This is a genomic window from Sediminibacillus albus (genome assembly GCF_900101125.1).
GTDB lineage: Bacteria > Bacillota > Bacilli > Bacillales > Amphibacillaceae > Sediminibacillus > Sediminibacillus albus.
In genome coordinates this window covers 58,301-73,906 of the sequence record NZ_FNFL01000002.1, presented here as the reverse complement: position 1 = coordinate 73,906, position 15,606 = coordinate 58,301, and the positions used below count along the sequence as shown (strand labels likewise).

Below are 15,606 nucleotides of genomic sequence, written 5' to 3'. Positions count from 1 at the left end.
TTATCGGCCTTAACTTAACTATATGCCAACCATACCCTATTCAAAAGACCAAATCACTCACAGACTTTTGTGCAAAAACAAATGGTTGGAATTACCATCAGAAAGGAAACCCGCCGGGTGGTGAGCCTTGGTAAAGGCAGAGGCGTAGTTGCACACTGCCTCGGGGTTCAAAAAACCCCTCCTATCATATAGGAGGGGATCAACTGGTTATGAAACTGGCATAATGGTATGAAGGCAGACGATAGTTTTTCATCCACCTCCTCAAACCCATCCTTGGACGGTCATCAAGCCTGGCTAATCAGCAACTTCTTTTCTTTTGCCGGAAACACAAGCCTCCAACTGATAAATACGGCAATTAGTACGATTCCCAGATAACCAAGCACTCCGTATGGCACAAGAGTTGCCAGGTAATGCAATACCGCAAATCCGCCAATAATCGCTATTAAGATAATGTTCTTGGCCGTATCCACCTCGGAAGCGAATTCGAACGAACGGGAAAAAGGATGGGTCTGATTGTTTAATAGTTTATAAGACAACAAGGCATGCAGTACGCCAGCCAGTAACACCACAATCACATCCGGTACTATCCGAAACGAAAACATGGATACAAAGATAATGCTAAGCAAAACCATAAGGGGCAAATACAGCTTAGTTAAAAAGGCCTTTAAAGCTGACTGGTAAAAAATAGCTTCATTCCTTATTGGAGCCGCCCGAAATATCCATGCCCCCTTATAGTTACTGGAAAACTTGAGCATATGAACGACGGCAGGAATCATGATATTGCCAAAATAAATGGTCAAGAAATACTTGCTTCCAGGTAAACTGCCGAATCCATTCCTGCTAATTTCATTAAATAAAAAAATGAACGGAAACACAAAGGCAAATCCAAGCGATGGATAAACCTTAAGCTTAAACTGTCGCTCCTGTTTCATCATCAGAGCGGAAAAACGGTAGAATGTCCGTTCTTCTTTTGTTTTACAAACGATTTTTGCCAGTAATTGATCAAGCCGATAAGCTTTCCGCTTGTTTACTCCACTATATTGCAGCAGCTTCTGCAAATTACGTTCGAAGGAAGGAAGCAGTCTGCTATAAAGAACGATTGCTGCAATCGGAACTACTACAGACATAATCGAGTAGCCAATAATATAGCTGGCAGAGTTTCCATTCAGTAACCATTCAAATGGAGCACTATACCATATCGGGGGGAGCAGTAAATGCCACCATTGAAACGTAAAATCGACGTTCAAATCGGAAAAGTCGAATACTCGGGCCATTACCTGGAATCCGACGACAATACCGACCGATAGCAGGATTTGCACGTAATTGATGACGTCTTTTAATCGTTCCCCATCAAAAAACTGCAAAATAAATATGTAGATGAGTGCTGTCAATACAACAATCAACATCCCAACCAATAAAAGCTCGAACAGAAATATAACCGTAAACAGTACACCCTTGACAAACAAACCGACTAGCAGTGGAACTGCCGCAAAGGCGCCGGTTAGCTGGATCATGTAAATACAGACGTGAACCGCCTTCGCTGTACTGACTGTCCGCTGATTGACAGGTTTTGTGTTGAGAATGTTTTTATCTCTTACATCCAGCAGGACAGCAGAAAAATCAGCAATCATGGTGGTCATGAGGATAAACATCATCATGGCGAATACGAGGGTCATCTGAAACAGATAGTAATCACCAAAAATAATGAAAGGAACGAGAATCAATCCATAAAAAGCATAAAGTCCGAGTGATTTGATAAATTGATTTCCCTCTTTGGTCTTCGACTGTTCAAAAATTGTCGGGACTCGCCGCTGGTCCATCGTCAATTTCACCTGCAAAATCCGCCGCATGACCGGATAATCGACTCCCAGCATGGTAAACAAGCGGCTGCAAAAATCCAGCATTCGCAAAGATAGGAAGTTCTTCATCATCAGCTTCCACCCTCTCGGACGATGGAAACGAACGATTTGGCAATCTCGCGATGCTCATTAAATCCGGTCAGCTGATTAAAAATCTCTTCCAATGTCCCTTCTTCATTCTTGGCTTGCAATTCAGCGAAAGTCCCGTCAGCGACGATCTTACCGTCTGCCAGTAGTACGATCCTGCTGCTTATTTTTTCAACCACTTCCATGATGTGAGAGGAGTAAAAAATCGTTTTTCCCTCTGCAGCAAGCTGCGCAAGAATTTCTTTGATAATCATCACGCTGTTCGCATCAAGTCCGCTTAGCGGTTCATCGAGGAATAGTAAATCAGGGTCGTGCAGCAGACTGGATATGATTAGTACTTTTTGCTTCATTCCTTTGGAAAAAGAGGAGATCTTCGTATGAAATACGCCGCGCATGTCAAATTTGTCGAGTAAAAGCAGGGCCTTCCGTTCTGCTTTTTCGGCATCCATTCCGTACATCTCTCCGGTAAACGTAAGATATTCGCAAGCAGTCAAGTTGTCATAAACCTCCGCATTTTCCGGAACGTAGCCGATTTTCCGTTTATACGAAGGATCTCCATTGCCAATGTCCTGTCCGAAGATCTCGACCGTTCCGTTATACCCTTCCACAAGTCCGAGCATGATTTTCACAGTGGTGCTTTTTCCAGCACCATTAGGTCCTATGTATCCGATGATTTGGCCGCGGTACACGTCCAAATCAATCCATCTCAATACCAGGTCCCCGCCATAGCTCATCGATAAGTTGGTCAGGGAAAGAATTTTTTCTTCCTGATTAGCCACGTTCACCATCACCTTCTTAACAAATATGTACTTTTACCTTAACATAATTTTCCTTTCTGTGAGAAAGCAATTTCAACATAAAAAAGACACACTCGAAACAGTGCGTCGTTGAGCTTCCTAACGATCTAAGTTACTCTTTTTTCTTAATTAGTGCTTTGGTTCGCTTCGGTACCATAGTTCGCTTTCCGTGGGCACGGCTTCAGGCACCTGCTGTTCCTACTAGAGTTTCGTAGGTTGCCTATGCTAGCTGGATTGTTCTACTATCGAGCTCACATACCACCTGTCGCTACTGTCTTCTTGGATATAATTCAACGCAATTTCAGGCAGAAATAATGAGATAGTTGCAGAATGAACAATCAGAAAAAAACGATAGCAGACTAAAAATGCCTGTCGAAACGGAAAATCCCCATCTCTTTATTAACAAAGGCTGCCCCATGACTAATGGGACAGCCCCTTTTCAAGTAATATTCGTTAAAGCTCTCTAAGCAATCTATGAAGTGGTTTTAAAAGATTAGTTTATCGTATTGTTCTGATACAGTTGTTTCACTTCCTCCCCGCTCAGTACCTCCTTATACATTTTTACTTCGTCGATGCTGCCTTTCATTTGTAAAGAGTTTGGATTCCATGGCGCACCGCCGATAATCAGTTCATTTTCATTATCAGCGATGGGACTGGATCCTGCTGGAGATTCCGTCACTTTTTCTCCATTCATATAGGCAGTAAACTGCTCACCTTGTTTCCAAGTCAAAACAAGATGGGTCCACTCATGGGATGGAATTGTCCCTTCTTTAAAGGAGAGTCTTCCTGTCTCCGTCCACAGCTCTGGATAGATTCCTTCTTCGACGCCGACCACATAGCCGTCGCCGATTGATGTTTTCCCGATGATTTTCTGGTCCATGCCAGCATCATCAAGATTTACCCAAAAACTGAGCGACAACTGTTTACCTCCATTCAGTAATGCCGAATGGGGAATTTCAGCCCAACCGCCGTCCAGGCGTAGAGCTTTACCAAACTTCCCTTCTGCTCCAGAAGCATTACCGCTCACGGACACGTCGTGGCCATAGGCCGAGCTGTCAATGATATCGCCGATATTCTCCTCGTTGAATCCTAGTTCCAACACAGGCTGACCAGCATAAAGAGCATGGAGGACAGTAGACAAGTCGTTGACCTGAACCTGGTGTATACCTGCTGGTACATTCGGGATGGTAAAGGTGACCCTTTCGGTTTCATCTGGCTCCAAGGCCACTGTCTTTGATTCCAACAGTTCGCCATCAAGGGAAATATCAATCTGTTTTTCCCCTTCCATTAAACCGATATTTTTCACTTTAACGGATACCGTCGCATCTTCTTCTGGTTCGACGGCATTCGCTTCCAGACTGGCAAACTCGAAGATAGGTGTTTGGGCAACTTCATCGCGATATTTCCATTTCCCCTTTCCAGAAGCGGGTTCTCGGCCAACAAAGTTTGAGACCATTTCTCTCAATACGTTAGCATCCGCTTTTAGCTGGCGCTTTGCTTCCTCCGAAATATCGGACGATTTTTCATTCAATTTATCGATAAAATCATCCAACTTCTTAAGCGACTGTTTCATGTGATATTTATCAAACTGGCTGCGGGACTGGTCGAGCTTTTTCTGCAGTTGTTTTTCCAGCTGTTTCGCAAGATCGCCTGAAGCGGCAAAGTCGCTTACTTCCTTGGCTGCATCAGCAAATCGTTCTCCTGTATCGCCGTAACCAAGCAGTTCTAACTCGCCAATCGTCGTCTGATCTGCTCCTGCATTATCTTTTATGATAAGGCGATAAAACTGATATTTCCCGGGATTTTCTATCGAGAACGGACGGGTAAAGTTACGCCATTGAAATTTCTCTTCTTCCCGACGATCAAGCACGGTCCATTCTTCCCCGTCATTCGAACCGATTAATAACCACTTCTTAGGATCCTGTTGCTGCTCTTGACCGGAAGTAACAGTGTACATCAGCGCATGTTGAGCATCGCCGGCAAAGTTGTATTGCACCCATGGCTCCTCGCTCTCAAGAGATAGCATTGTATTGGAAGTATTGTCAAACAACCTATCTGCAGTACCTTGATCCGAATAATACGTGGTTCCTTCGTTGTTATCCGTTAAATCGTGAAGCGGATCAACAGACAGCACGGAGCCGTCGGTTTTCGCATCAGTAATCGAATCTGGAAGTGCCTCTTCCCCTTTTCCCCAATTTGATGGAGAATCACCCATTTCAAAGTCAAGGACCGCCCCATCAGCTATTGTCTCATGGTTGAGTGTGAGCTGTTCATGCGATTCTCCGTTTACTTTCAGACTTTGCACGTACTTGTTTTTGTCACTTACCTCAGGAGCGTTGATGACGATGTCCTTGCCGTTTTCTAGATGAATGGTCATCTTTTCGAAATACGGTGCTCCAATCGCATATTCCGGTGATCCCATTTGCAATGGATAGAAACCGGCAGCACTGAATAAGTACCATGCAGACATTTCACCATTATCCTCATCGCCTGGATATCCCTGTCCGATTTCACTGCCCAAGTACAGGCGCGATAATACTTCGCGGACCTTTTCCTGTGTTTTTTCCGGCTGGCCAGCATAGTTATACATATATGGAATATGATGTGCCGGCTGATTGCTGTGACCATACATTCCCATGCGGACATCTCTCGCCTCGCGCATTTCGTGAATCACCCCGCCATAATGCCCCGGGTGCGCTGCTGTTTCTTTAGTAGAGAAAAACTGGTCCAGCTTGTCAGCCAGTCCTGCTCTCCCACCATATAAATTGGCAAGGCCTTGTCCATCCTGCGGCACGTGAAAAGCCATATTCCAGGCATTTGTTTCTGTGTAGTCACCGCCCCACTCTGCCGGATTGAACGATTCAGCATCGGCCCGCCATGCTCCCGAAGGATTGCGGCCCATAAAGAAGCCTGCCTCTTGATTGAACATTTCCTCGTAATTGCCCGCCCGCTCTTTATAGTAGGCGGCATCTGTTTCATAGTTATCCTTTCCAGTTTTTTCTGCCAGATTTTCGGCAATATTGGCGATCGCAAAATCGTTGATATACCCATCCATTGCCCACGACATGCCTTCCCCGGTAGCCGTATTGGTATAACGGTCGAAAATCGACGAGGCGAGCCCTTTACGGCCAACGCTGTCATCGTCGCTTCGGACGGCAGCATTTTTAATCGCTGACTCATAGAAGGCATCGACATCAAAATTGGTTACCCCTTTAAGATAGGCATCGGCAAATGCCACGTCTGAGCTGGTGCCGACCATCAAGTTCGCATAGCCTGGAGACGACCAACGCGATATCCATCCGCCATCTTTATACTGCTGGACGAAACCGTCTATCATTTCTCCAGCCTGGGTAGGTGTCAACAAGGAGTATGCGGGCCAAGATGTCCGGTACGTGTCCCAAAAACCATTGTTGACATATACCTTGCCATTGACCACTTTTGCTCCTGTTTCCGTTGCTGTATTGTCTCCGGTTGGCTCGGAAAAGGAACTGGCATATTGATATGTCGGATCTTCTGTTGTGCCAGTGTTTTCGTAGCCGACATTTGGATACAGGAACAGGCGGTACATATTGGAGTACAACGTAGTCAACTCATCCTTGCTAGCTCCTTCCACCTCGATGATATTCAGCTTTTCCTCCCATGCTCGTTTTGCCTGTTCTTTTAAACGATCAAAGGTGTCTTCTTGCTTAATATCCTGTGCCAGATTTTTTTCTGCTTGTTCTAAGCTAAGCAAAGAGGTGGCAATTTTCATCGTCACCGTTTTATCTTCAGAAACATTAAAACCATAATAACCGGAAACATTGTCTCTATTTTCACCGGTTAATTTCCCGCTTGCGGTCACTTCTTTATCAAAGGTCGCATAAACAAACATCCGGGTTGCACCTGTGGAAAGACCGCTTTTTACATCGGTATAACCGCTGATTGTCCGGTTATCCGGGTCAAGCGTTAAACCGCCGTTGTTATTGACATTGTCAAAAATAAGATTGGCATTATCGCCAGTGAACGTGAAACGGAACATGGCCGCCCGGTTTGTCGGAGTCATTTCCGTTTGAATGCCATTCTCAAATTCGACACTGTAATAGTGCGGTTTAGCTATCTCGTTTTCATGCTTAAACGCTAGTGCCCGCTCGTCACGATCCGCACTAGGTTGTTCATCGGCGGAAGGCATGACTTGGAATGTCTGCCGGTCCCCCATCCACGGGCTTGTCTCATGGCTCAGAGAAAATGCCTCCAATTCTGGCAGATTATCCGAGTTGTTCGCCTGTTGATAGGAATACAGCCAGCTTGTCGAACCGGCATCGGTTACCGGCGCCCAAAAGTTAAATCCATGTGGGACAGCGACAGCCGGAAAGTTATTTCCCCGGGAAAAAGTAGAATTGGAATTGGTTCCTCGTAATATATTCACATAATCTACCGGACTCTCATATGTGGCTTCCTCCGGGTTTCCTTCAATTTTAATGTCATCAATACTTCCTGCAAACACACCCGGGCCCTCCGGATTATCATAGGCAACTAGAATACGGTCTACTGTTTTCCCTTCTGCAACAGTACCAATTTCAGCAGATTTATAGTTCCATTGATTTGCATAAACTGTTTTCGAATTACCTTGAGCCTGCGGAGTCAATTCAATGCCATGCTGATCCGTTGCTCCGAGTTCACTAAGATATGTCCCATCCGTGAACGCCAGATCAACCGCCACATAGGTGCTTGAATAATCCAGTTGTGCATCATCCATAAATTGAGGGTGTAAATAATAGGAGAGTTTTGACTGAGAAGTAATATCTATATTTACATCAAGCACTTTATTGTAAGAAAAAGCTCTATCTTCCGGGTTATGTGTGCCTTCGTACGCCAAAGCATTACCACCCGACCAGCCGGCATTCGTTTTCCCTGTATAGCTTCTGTTTGGTCCATCACCCAAATACGATTTCATACCTGAGGATAACTCCGGCTGTTCAACATCTTGCCCGTTTGACAGAGCAATCTCTGCTAATTGCGTCAGTCCGTCACCTGCATTTTTTGTTATATCAAAACGATAAAGTGTATAGGCTTCATCATTTTCAAATTCAAAAACTTTCCTTTGAAAGCGATCTTCAAACTCCTGATCGGTGCGAACATCCAGTTCTGTCCAATCCTCCCCATCATTGGAACCGTAAACTGTCCAGTTTTGCGGATCCCTTCCAGGAGCGTCATTAGCAGAAGTGAACGCATATTTTATGACTTTTTGCGGGTCAGCGAACCTCATTTCAATCCAGGCTGTTGGTTCGAATGCCAGCCATTTGGACTGGCTGCTGCGATCAATTAAATGAGCAGCTGTTTCATTGGGCTCGTTTTCCGCACTGGCGGCCACCTCTTCTACTAGCGGGGTAATATCTCCTTGAATACCGTCATAGGGCACCTCCCCTGTTACACCCGAAACCTTTTCTTCCCCATCGACAACCTCTAAGGCATTTTCCCAGTCCAGCTGTGGTTCATCCTCTTCAAAAGACGTATAGAAATCTGTTTGTCCGGCTTCTTCTGCCTTCACTTTATTTACTGCTGGAACAGAGGCCATTTGTACGATTAAAACAAAAATTAATAATGCTGAAAAATTCCTCGAAAAATAAATTCGTTTCATATACTCACCCTCCCCTAATTATTGCTTTTAATAGTTTTTCAGTTATTCCAGTGTTACTAAACCATGCTGACGATCACCTCCCCGGCCGCCATTTAAAGCGCTTACATTTATTGAGTTCATTATATAGGAGGCAACAAAAATCTCTCAACTTTTCCCCCACGATTCGTCAAAAAACAGTTATATAGTTGGATTCAATTGATTTGTGTGCGCGGGAAACGGGACTTACAGACTAGCATTAAAAAACGTCATATAAAGACCCTATAGGGCGGCCTATTTAGGGCTGCCTTTATAGAGCCTTTTTCAACACGACTAGAACCTTATACATGCTGCTGGTAACGTTCTTTTATTTCGTGCAAAACCTCATTCCCTTTTCGATCCCAAATCGCCTGATTGATTATTTCCACTTCGATTGGACCATGGTATCCGGCCGTTTGTACAGCTTGTCGAATCCGGTTGATTTCTATCACACCGTCCCCCATCATTCCCCTGCCTTTGAACATATCCGGAACCGGAACGACCCAATCGGAAACATGGAAACCAACGATTCTGCTGCTTGCCCGTTCGATTTGTTGGTATAACTCCGGATCCCACCAGACATGAAAGACATCGACAACAACCCCAACCTGGCCAGGATGGTATTGTTCGGCAATCGTATTTGCCTGACCTAAGGTGGAGATGACGGAACGGTCAGCTGCATACATCGGGTGCAGCGGCTCAATTCCCAGCTTTACACCATAAGACTGGGCAAACGGCACAAGCTTGTCAATTCCATCTGCCACCCATTTTCTTGATGTATCAATATCCCGGTCAGGACCAGGCCCGCAAACGAGTACAAGTGTATCTGTCCCAAGCTCGGCTGCTTCTTCAACCGCCCGCCGGTTATCCTCAAGGCGCTCTTCCCTTTCCCTGGCAGTCGCTGCCGGGAACATGCCGCCCCGGCATAGACTCGACACCTTCATCCCAGAAGCCTGGAGGATTCGTTTACTTTCCTGTAAGCCGATTTCTGCTACTTTGTGCCTCCACACCGATATCCAGGGGATTTCTGCACGGACACAGCCATCGACAGCCTCCTGCACTCCCCACTGTTCGGTTGTAATCTGGTTTAAACTTAGTTTCTCCATTAAGCCTTTATCATCCATTGCTTATCCCCCTGTTCAATCCCTGCTTGTGCCAGGACAATCTTCATCCGTTCTGCCGCCAGCTCCGGTTCTTCCAATAATCCTGCCTGATCTGCCAGCACAAATAAGTCAGCAAGATGTGTAATGGAGCGCGCGCTCTCCATCCCGCCAATCATCCGGAAATGAGGCTGATGGTTATTTAAATAAGCCATGAACACAACTCCTGTTTTATAGGAAAAGGTAGGTTTTTGGAAAATATGCCTGGCAAGCGGAACCGTTTTATCAAGAATCGAATCATAGGCTGTTAGGTTTCCTTCCTCCAAAGCATGAAGAGCAGATGCCGCTGCCGGAGCTATTGCGTCAAAAATACCAAGCAGCGCATGGCTATATCCTTGCTCGTCTCCCTTGATTAATGCCGGATAATTAAAATCGTCGCCTGTATACATACGGACACTTCCAGGAAGCAGGCGCCGCATCTTAATTTCTTTGTCTGCATCCAGCAAGGATATTTTTATTCCATCCACTTTCGTTTCATTCTCTCGAATAATACCCAGGCAGACATCCATCGCTTCATCCAAATTCCGGTGTCCCCAGTATCCTTGTAAGGATGGGTCAAACATATCACCAAGCCAGTGGAGAATAACCGGCTGGGAAACATTGCTTAACACCCTGTTATATACACAAACATAATCGTCCGGCCCTTTGGCACAAGCAGCTAACGCTCTGCTGGCCATTAGGATAACCTGGCTGCCCTCCTTTTCGACAAACCCGCACTGCTCTTCGTAAGCAGCTTCGACATCCTCCAGAGTTACTTCAGGTACTGGAGCTAACTGATCTGTTCCGGCACCGCTGGCAATCCTGCCGCCGACTGCTTTTGCTTCCTTGACCGAACGGTGGATAAGCTCTTTCGCCCTGCTCCAACTCAGCCCCATCCCACGCTGGGCGGTATCCATCGCTTCCGCTACCGACAGCCCTAACGACCATAAGTGGTGTCTGTATGCCATAGTTGTGTCCCAATCGATTTGCCCGTCTGACAGCGGGTCTGTGTCCGCTAAAGGGTCCGCCACGACATGGGCGGCAGAAAACGCCGTACGGCTATTAAGGGTTTTTCCATTCGGGATATGAAAAGGGGCGGCATCTCTCGGCTGATAGCTGTAAAGCGTCCGGCCCTCACCAGGTAATATTAATTTGCCAACCATTCGTAGCCCCTCCTATACATGCAAGTCTGGTACATCGACCCAGCATCTTTCTTTCCAGGATTTCAAACCTAGATCAGATAATTGCGTACCTTTAGCGCCTTCCAATAAGTCCCAAGGAAAAGGTTCATCAGCGAACACATGCTTCAGGAACAACTCCCACTGTACTTTAAAGCCATTATCAAATACTTGGTTATCAGGAACCTCTTCCCACTGGGCAAGAAAATCATGCGGATTTTGAATATCTGGGTTCCAGACCGGCTTCGGAGTGTTCACGCGATGCTGGGTTTTGCAATCACGAAGCCCAGCCACAGCGCTTCCCTCTGTACCATCAACTTGAATCGTTAATAGATCATCCCGGTTGACTCTTACGGCCCATGAAGAGTTTGCCTGAACAATAATGCCGTCCTCTAATTCAAATGTGCCATATGCAGCGTCATCCGCTGTACACGTATACGGTTTGCCCTTTTCATCGATACGTTCCGGAATATGGGTGGCACCCAGACATGAAACGGAACGGATCGGTCCGAATAAGTTATCAATTACATAACGCCAGTGGGCGAACATATCGACAATAATTCCACCGCCATCTTCTTCACGGTAGTTCCAGGAAGGACGCTGCCCCTCCTGCCAGTCGCCTTCAAACACCCAGTAGCCAAACTCCATCCGCACGGATAAAATTTTTCCGAAAAAGCCTGCATCAATCAGTCTTTGTAATTTTAATAAACCAGGCAGGAACAGTTTGTCCTGGACAACGCCATTTTTCACGCCCGCCTCTTTGGCCAGCTTAGCCAGTTCCAGAGATTCTTCCACACTAGTTGCCGTTGGTTTCTCACAATAAATATGCTTCCCTTCCTTTACTGCCCGGCGGATATCGTCTGCCCGTCTTACTGTTGTCTGGGAATCAAAGTAGATTTCATTATAGTCATCCGCAAGCGCCTCTTCCAGATTCGTACTCCAGCGGTCTATTCCATATTCAGTGGACAGTTTTTTCAATTTCGCTTCGTTTCTTCCTACAAGAATCGGATCCGGCATCAGAGTGTCGCCATTACTTAATGCCACCCCGCCTTGTTCTCTGATAGCTACAATGGAACGAACCAGGTGCTGGTTCGTTCCCATCCGGCCCGTTACACCATTCATAATGATTCCAAGTTTTTGGTTTGCCATATATGTATCCCCTTTCATTCCTGATACTCTTATCATAATGGCAACAAAAAAATCCGTCTTATTAATCTAAGAACGGATTTCTTAATATCGGAAATAAATTATATAATTTTTTTGTAGGCGGTACGATATTTATTCGGTGAAACCTCGGTTGTATTTTTAAAGGTCCGGTAAAAGGTAGAAAGCGACTCAAAACCAACTTCAAAGCAAATCGATGCGATGTCTTTGCTGGTTTCCGTTAATAGCTGCTTCGCTAAATCGACCCGAACTTCTGTTAAATACTGCATCGGAGTCACCTGGTACCTATCCTTGAAAATATTGTTCAGGTGACGTGTACTTATGCCTAACTTAGAGGATAAATCAGTTGAACTGATCACTTCAAAATAATGGGTATCTATATAATTGCGCAATCGCTCCGCACGTAGGACGTTCGCGTCGAACATTTCTGACTCGTTTGACGATCTGGCAAACTTTAATAACAATTCGGACAAAAAAATCTTCATTGCCACATAATTGATGGCTTCACCCTGGGACTGCTCATATAACATTTTGCGCAGCAGCTGTCTGACATTGCTGCCGTCAAACGGATGGAGCTTCACCAATTGCGTGGCTGAAAAGAAAGATTGAAGTAAATCTCTGCTGACGGATGGCTGCAAAATAGAGTGCTCAAAGGCAAGAACAAGCACTGTCAATTTCGAATCGGAGACGATCGAGTGGACAGAGTATGGAACAATAACGGCCACGTTATCCTGTTTAAACGAAAAACTCTCCCCATTAAGGACAGCTTTTCCCTCTCCTTCCAAGGCATACAAAATTTGATGGACCTGGTGATGGTGCTCGCTGACCAAGTCCCCAGCCAAATGGTTGCTTTCATAGAGCCGAATGCCTTTATTCGATAAATCCAGGTTAATGCTATCGATATTTACCAGCTCCCTGATTCTTTTCTCCAATCATAATGGGTATCTCTATTATTTTATATATTACCATAGACAACGTTTCATGACTTAAACTAGTGAAATTGTATAGATTTACATGCAGGTTTCCGATGTTAAAATACGGTGAAGGGAGCGATTTCTGTGAAAGTAGATCAATCCCAGGACAAAGTGGAGCGACTTTCTGCCAAAGTAGAGCAATCCCGGCGAAGTAGAGCGACTTCCTGTGAAAGTAGAGCAATCCCAGGGCAAAGTAGAGCGACTTTCTGCCAAAGTAGAACAATCCCGGCGAAGTAGAGCGACTTCCCGTGAAAGTAGATCAATCCCAGGGCAAAGTAGAGCGACTTCCCGCGAAAGTAGAGCGACTCCTGCATAAAGTCGAGCGATTTCACGGGAAAGTAGAGCGACTCCGCCACTAAGTCGAGCGATTTCCCCTCAAACGAGATTAACCTGTCTCTAGTTCTATATAAAAAAGAACACGCTTATCGACAAGCGTGTTCTTTTTTATATATACATTTTATACAATTGCCAGGCTTCTGTCGTGTTCCTCGCTGTCGGTGCTGATTTTTATTTCTTCTCCGGTTTGAAGGGTGATGGCCTGATCAAAATGACGGAAGGTCAGCGCCTCTCCTGCTTTCAGCCAATAAGAAATGGCGTCCTTTTCCATGGTTACCGAAAGCAGCCTGTTTTGGAATTGCACATTAAAGGAAGCAGTTTCCCACTTCTTCGGCGGTAAAAATGGCGCAAAAGACAAACCGGTTTCTTTCAACCGCAATCCGGCAAATCCATAAACAATCGCCATCCAGGTGCCGCCCATATTAGCCATATGAAGGCCATCCTTGGTATTGCCGTGCGTATTATCCAAATCCAAACGAGCAGTTTTCATGAAATAATCATAAGCCTTTTCCGTATAGCCAAGCTTGGAGGCCATAATGCTGAAAATACAATAAGAGAGCGATGAATCGTGTGTTGTCACCTGTTCATAATAATCATAGGACTTTTTAATAGTTTCCAAGTTTTGTTCATCTTCAAGCAGGAAGTGGCCGAGTACTGTGTCCGCTTGTTTGCATACTTGATAACGGTACAGTGTTAATGGATGATAATTGAGCAGCAGCGGGAATTTTTCTTTCGGTGTGGCTTGCAGGTCCCACCGGTTTTTCTGTAAAAACGTATCATCTTGTGCATTGATGCCTAATTTTTCATCATACGGCAAATACATGTTTTCTGCTGCTTCTGTCCACTCTCTTACTTCCTCTTCATTCAAAGATAGTTCAGCCTTCATACGATCCAACAGAGTGCTGTCCACCTCTTCCAGCAGCTTATAAACTTTGGCTGCCCAGTTTAAATTATTCTTAGCCATGATGTTTGTATAATAATTATTGTTAACAATACACGTATATTCATCCGGTCCGGTGACGTTATCGATACGGAACTGGCCATTATACATATGGCCGGTGTCCATCCACAGCCGGGCCGTTTCAAACAGCACTTCCGCCATATAATCCTTTAAAAAGGAAACATCGGTAGTTGCCAGGAAATATTGGACATAGCTGTACGCGATATCGGCGCTAATATGGTACTGCGCCGTCCCCGCTGGGAAAAAACCAGACGATTCTGTTCCGGTAATTGTCCGCCACGGAAATAACGCTCCCTTGCTGTGACCCATCTCTTTGGCCCGCAGTCTGGCACTGTCTAGCGTAGAATAACGCTGGACCAGCAGATTTTTGGCCAGATCAGGATTAGTCATCAAAAAGACAGGGAACATATAAATTTCTGTATCCCAAAAATAATGCCCTTCATACCCTTCGCCTGACAGCCCTTTTGCAGCTATGTTACTGACAGGATCCTTTCCGACCGATTGCAGTAAATGGAATAGGTTAAACCGAATTCCTTCCTGCAGAGCCTGGTCTCCGGAAATAGTAACATCAGAATTATTCCAAAAATTGGTGAGGTAAGCTGTCTGTTCGACGATAAAATCTTCAAAAACAGCCCCTTTAATTTTTTGGAGAATGCCAAGACCGGTTTCTACCAGCTTTTCTTGATGCCGAAGCGTGTCGGTATAAACGTTAAACTTTGTGAACTGAACAGGTTTGTTTCCATTACAGGTGTATATCTCCTTCACACCTGATTCACTCGTTTCACTGTTGTATTGATAATCGCTGGCAGCTACAGTTGAGTCTGTTACACAAGCAACCTCCAGATTGGTAACCATCGTCTGATTACGAACGATGCTGTATTCAGCTTGCATGCCAGCTTCCTTAACAAATAAGCGTTTCGCGTGGCCAGAAGCAACACGCGGATCGTTTTTATCTATATAATTAGACACGTCTCCATTTACTGAGGAGACAATCTTTATTTCATTGACTGGAGTGACAGGTTCCACTTTGATATCGATCAAGAACAGTTCTTTGAGAACAAAAGAAACCATTCGCCTAAAATGCAATTTCACTTCTTTTCCATTTGGAGACAGCCAACGTATGATCCGTTCGGAATAGCCACCGTCAAAATGGAGATTTTGTTCATATTCCATGACCTTACCTGAAAATAAAGAAAATAACTCCCCATCAATAAATATAGTGACATCCTGTGAATCAATAATATTCACCAGTTTCTGCTGGGTATCAGGAAAGGCATGTAATTTTTCTCCATAGCTTATTTCCGTTTCATCGTGAAAAGCATTTATATAAGTGCCGCGAATCGAATTGTTCCCCTGCTGATAGCCCTCTTCAAAGTTCCCTCTTACTCCGAGATAACCATTGCCGAGAGCAAACAGGCTCTCATTTAACAACAGACTTTTTTCGTCTAACGAACCTTTTGATATTTTCCAAGTCATATA

Annotated in this window: 8 protein-coding genes; all 8 read right to left on the bottom strand. The window is 45.0% G+C overall.

Annotation, left to right across the window (positions count from 1 at the left end; all coding sequences use genetic code 11):
• Positions 1-284: 284 nt before the first annotated feature.
• Positions 285-1,931 (bottom strand): hypothetical protein, encoded by a 1,647-nt coding sequence (locus tag BLR93_RS06565; RefSeq protein WP_245690083.1) that lies wholly within the window; start codon positions 1,929-1,931, stop codon positions 285-287.
• Positions 1,931-2,680, bottom strand: a complete 750-nt coding sequence (locus tag BLR93_RS06560) for an ABC transporter ATP-binding protein (RefSeq protein ID WP_245690101.1) — start codon at positions 2,678-2,680, stop codon at positions 1,931-1,933. Before BLR93_RS06560 ends, BLR93_RS06565 begins: the two co-directional genes overlap by 1 nt.
• Before the next feature lie 556 nt (positions 2,681-3,236).
• Positions 3,237-8,360: a GH92 family glycosyl hydrolase gene (locus tag BLR93_RS06555; RefSeq protein WP_175559280.1), complete on the bottom strand. Its 5,124-nt coding sequence runs from the start codon at positions 8,358-8,360 to the stop codon at positions 3,237-3,239.
• A gap of 317 nt (positions 8,361-8,677) precedes the next feature.
• On the bottom strand, positions 8,678-9,499 hold the full coding sequence (locus tag BLR93_RS06550) for a sugar phosphate isomerase/epimerase family protein (RefSeq protein WP_093212515.1): 822 nt from the start codon (positions 9,497-9,499) through the stop codon (positions 8,678-8,680).
• Entirely contained in the window at positions 9,481-10,677 is a 1,197-nt protein-coding gene (locus BLR93_RS06545) for a dihydrodipicolinate synthase family protein (protein WP_093212513.1), read from the bottom strand. Before BLR93_RS06545 ends, BLR93_RS06550 begins: the two co-directional genes overlap by 19 nt.
• A gap of 12 nt (positions 10,678-10,689) precedes the next feature.
• Positions 10,690-11,841: a Gfo/Idh/MocA family protein gene (locus tag BLR93_RS06540; protein ID WP_093212511.1), complete on the bottom strand. Its 1,152-nt coding sequence runs from the start codon at positions 11,839-11,841 to the stop codon at positions 10,690-10,692.
• A 98-nt stretch (positions 11,842-11,939) separates the two neighbouring features.
• Positions 11,940-12,788 (bottom strand): AraC family transcriptional regulator, encoded by an 849-nt coding sequence (locus BLR93_RS06535; protein WP_245690082.1) that lies wholly within the window; start codon positions 12,786-12,788, stop codon positions 11,940-11,942.
• Between the two features lie 499 nt (positions 12,789-13,287).
• On the bottom strand, positions 13,288-15,603 hold the full coding sequence (locus tag BLR93_RS06530; RefSeq protein WP_093212509.1) for a glycoside hydrolase family 65 protein: 2,316 nt from the start codon (positions 15,601-15,603) through the stop codon (positions 13,288-13,290).
• Positions 15,604-15,606: the final 3 nt, after the last annotated feature.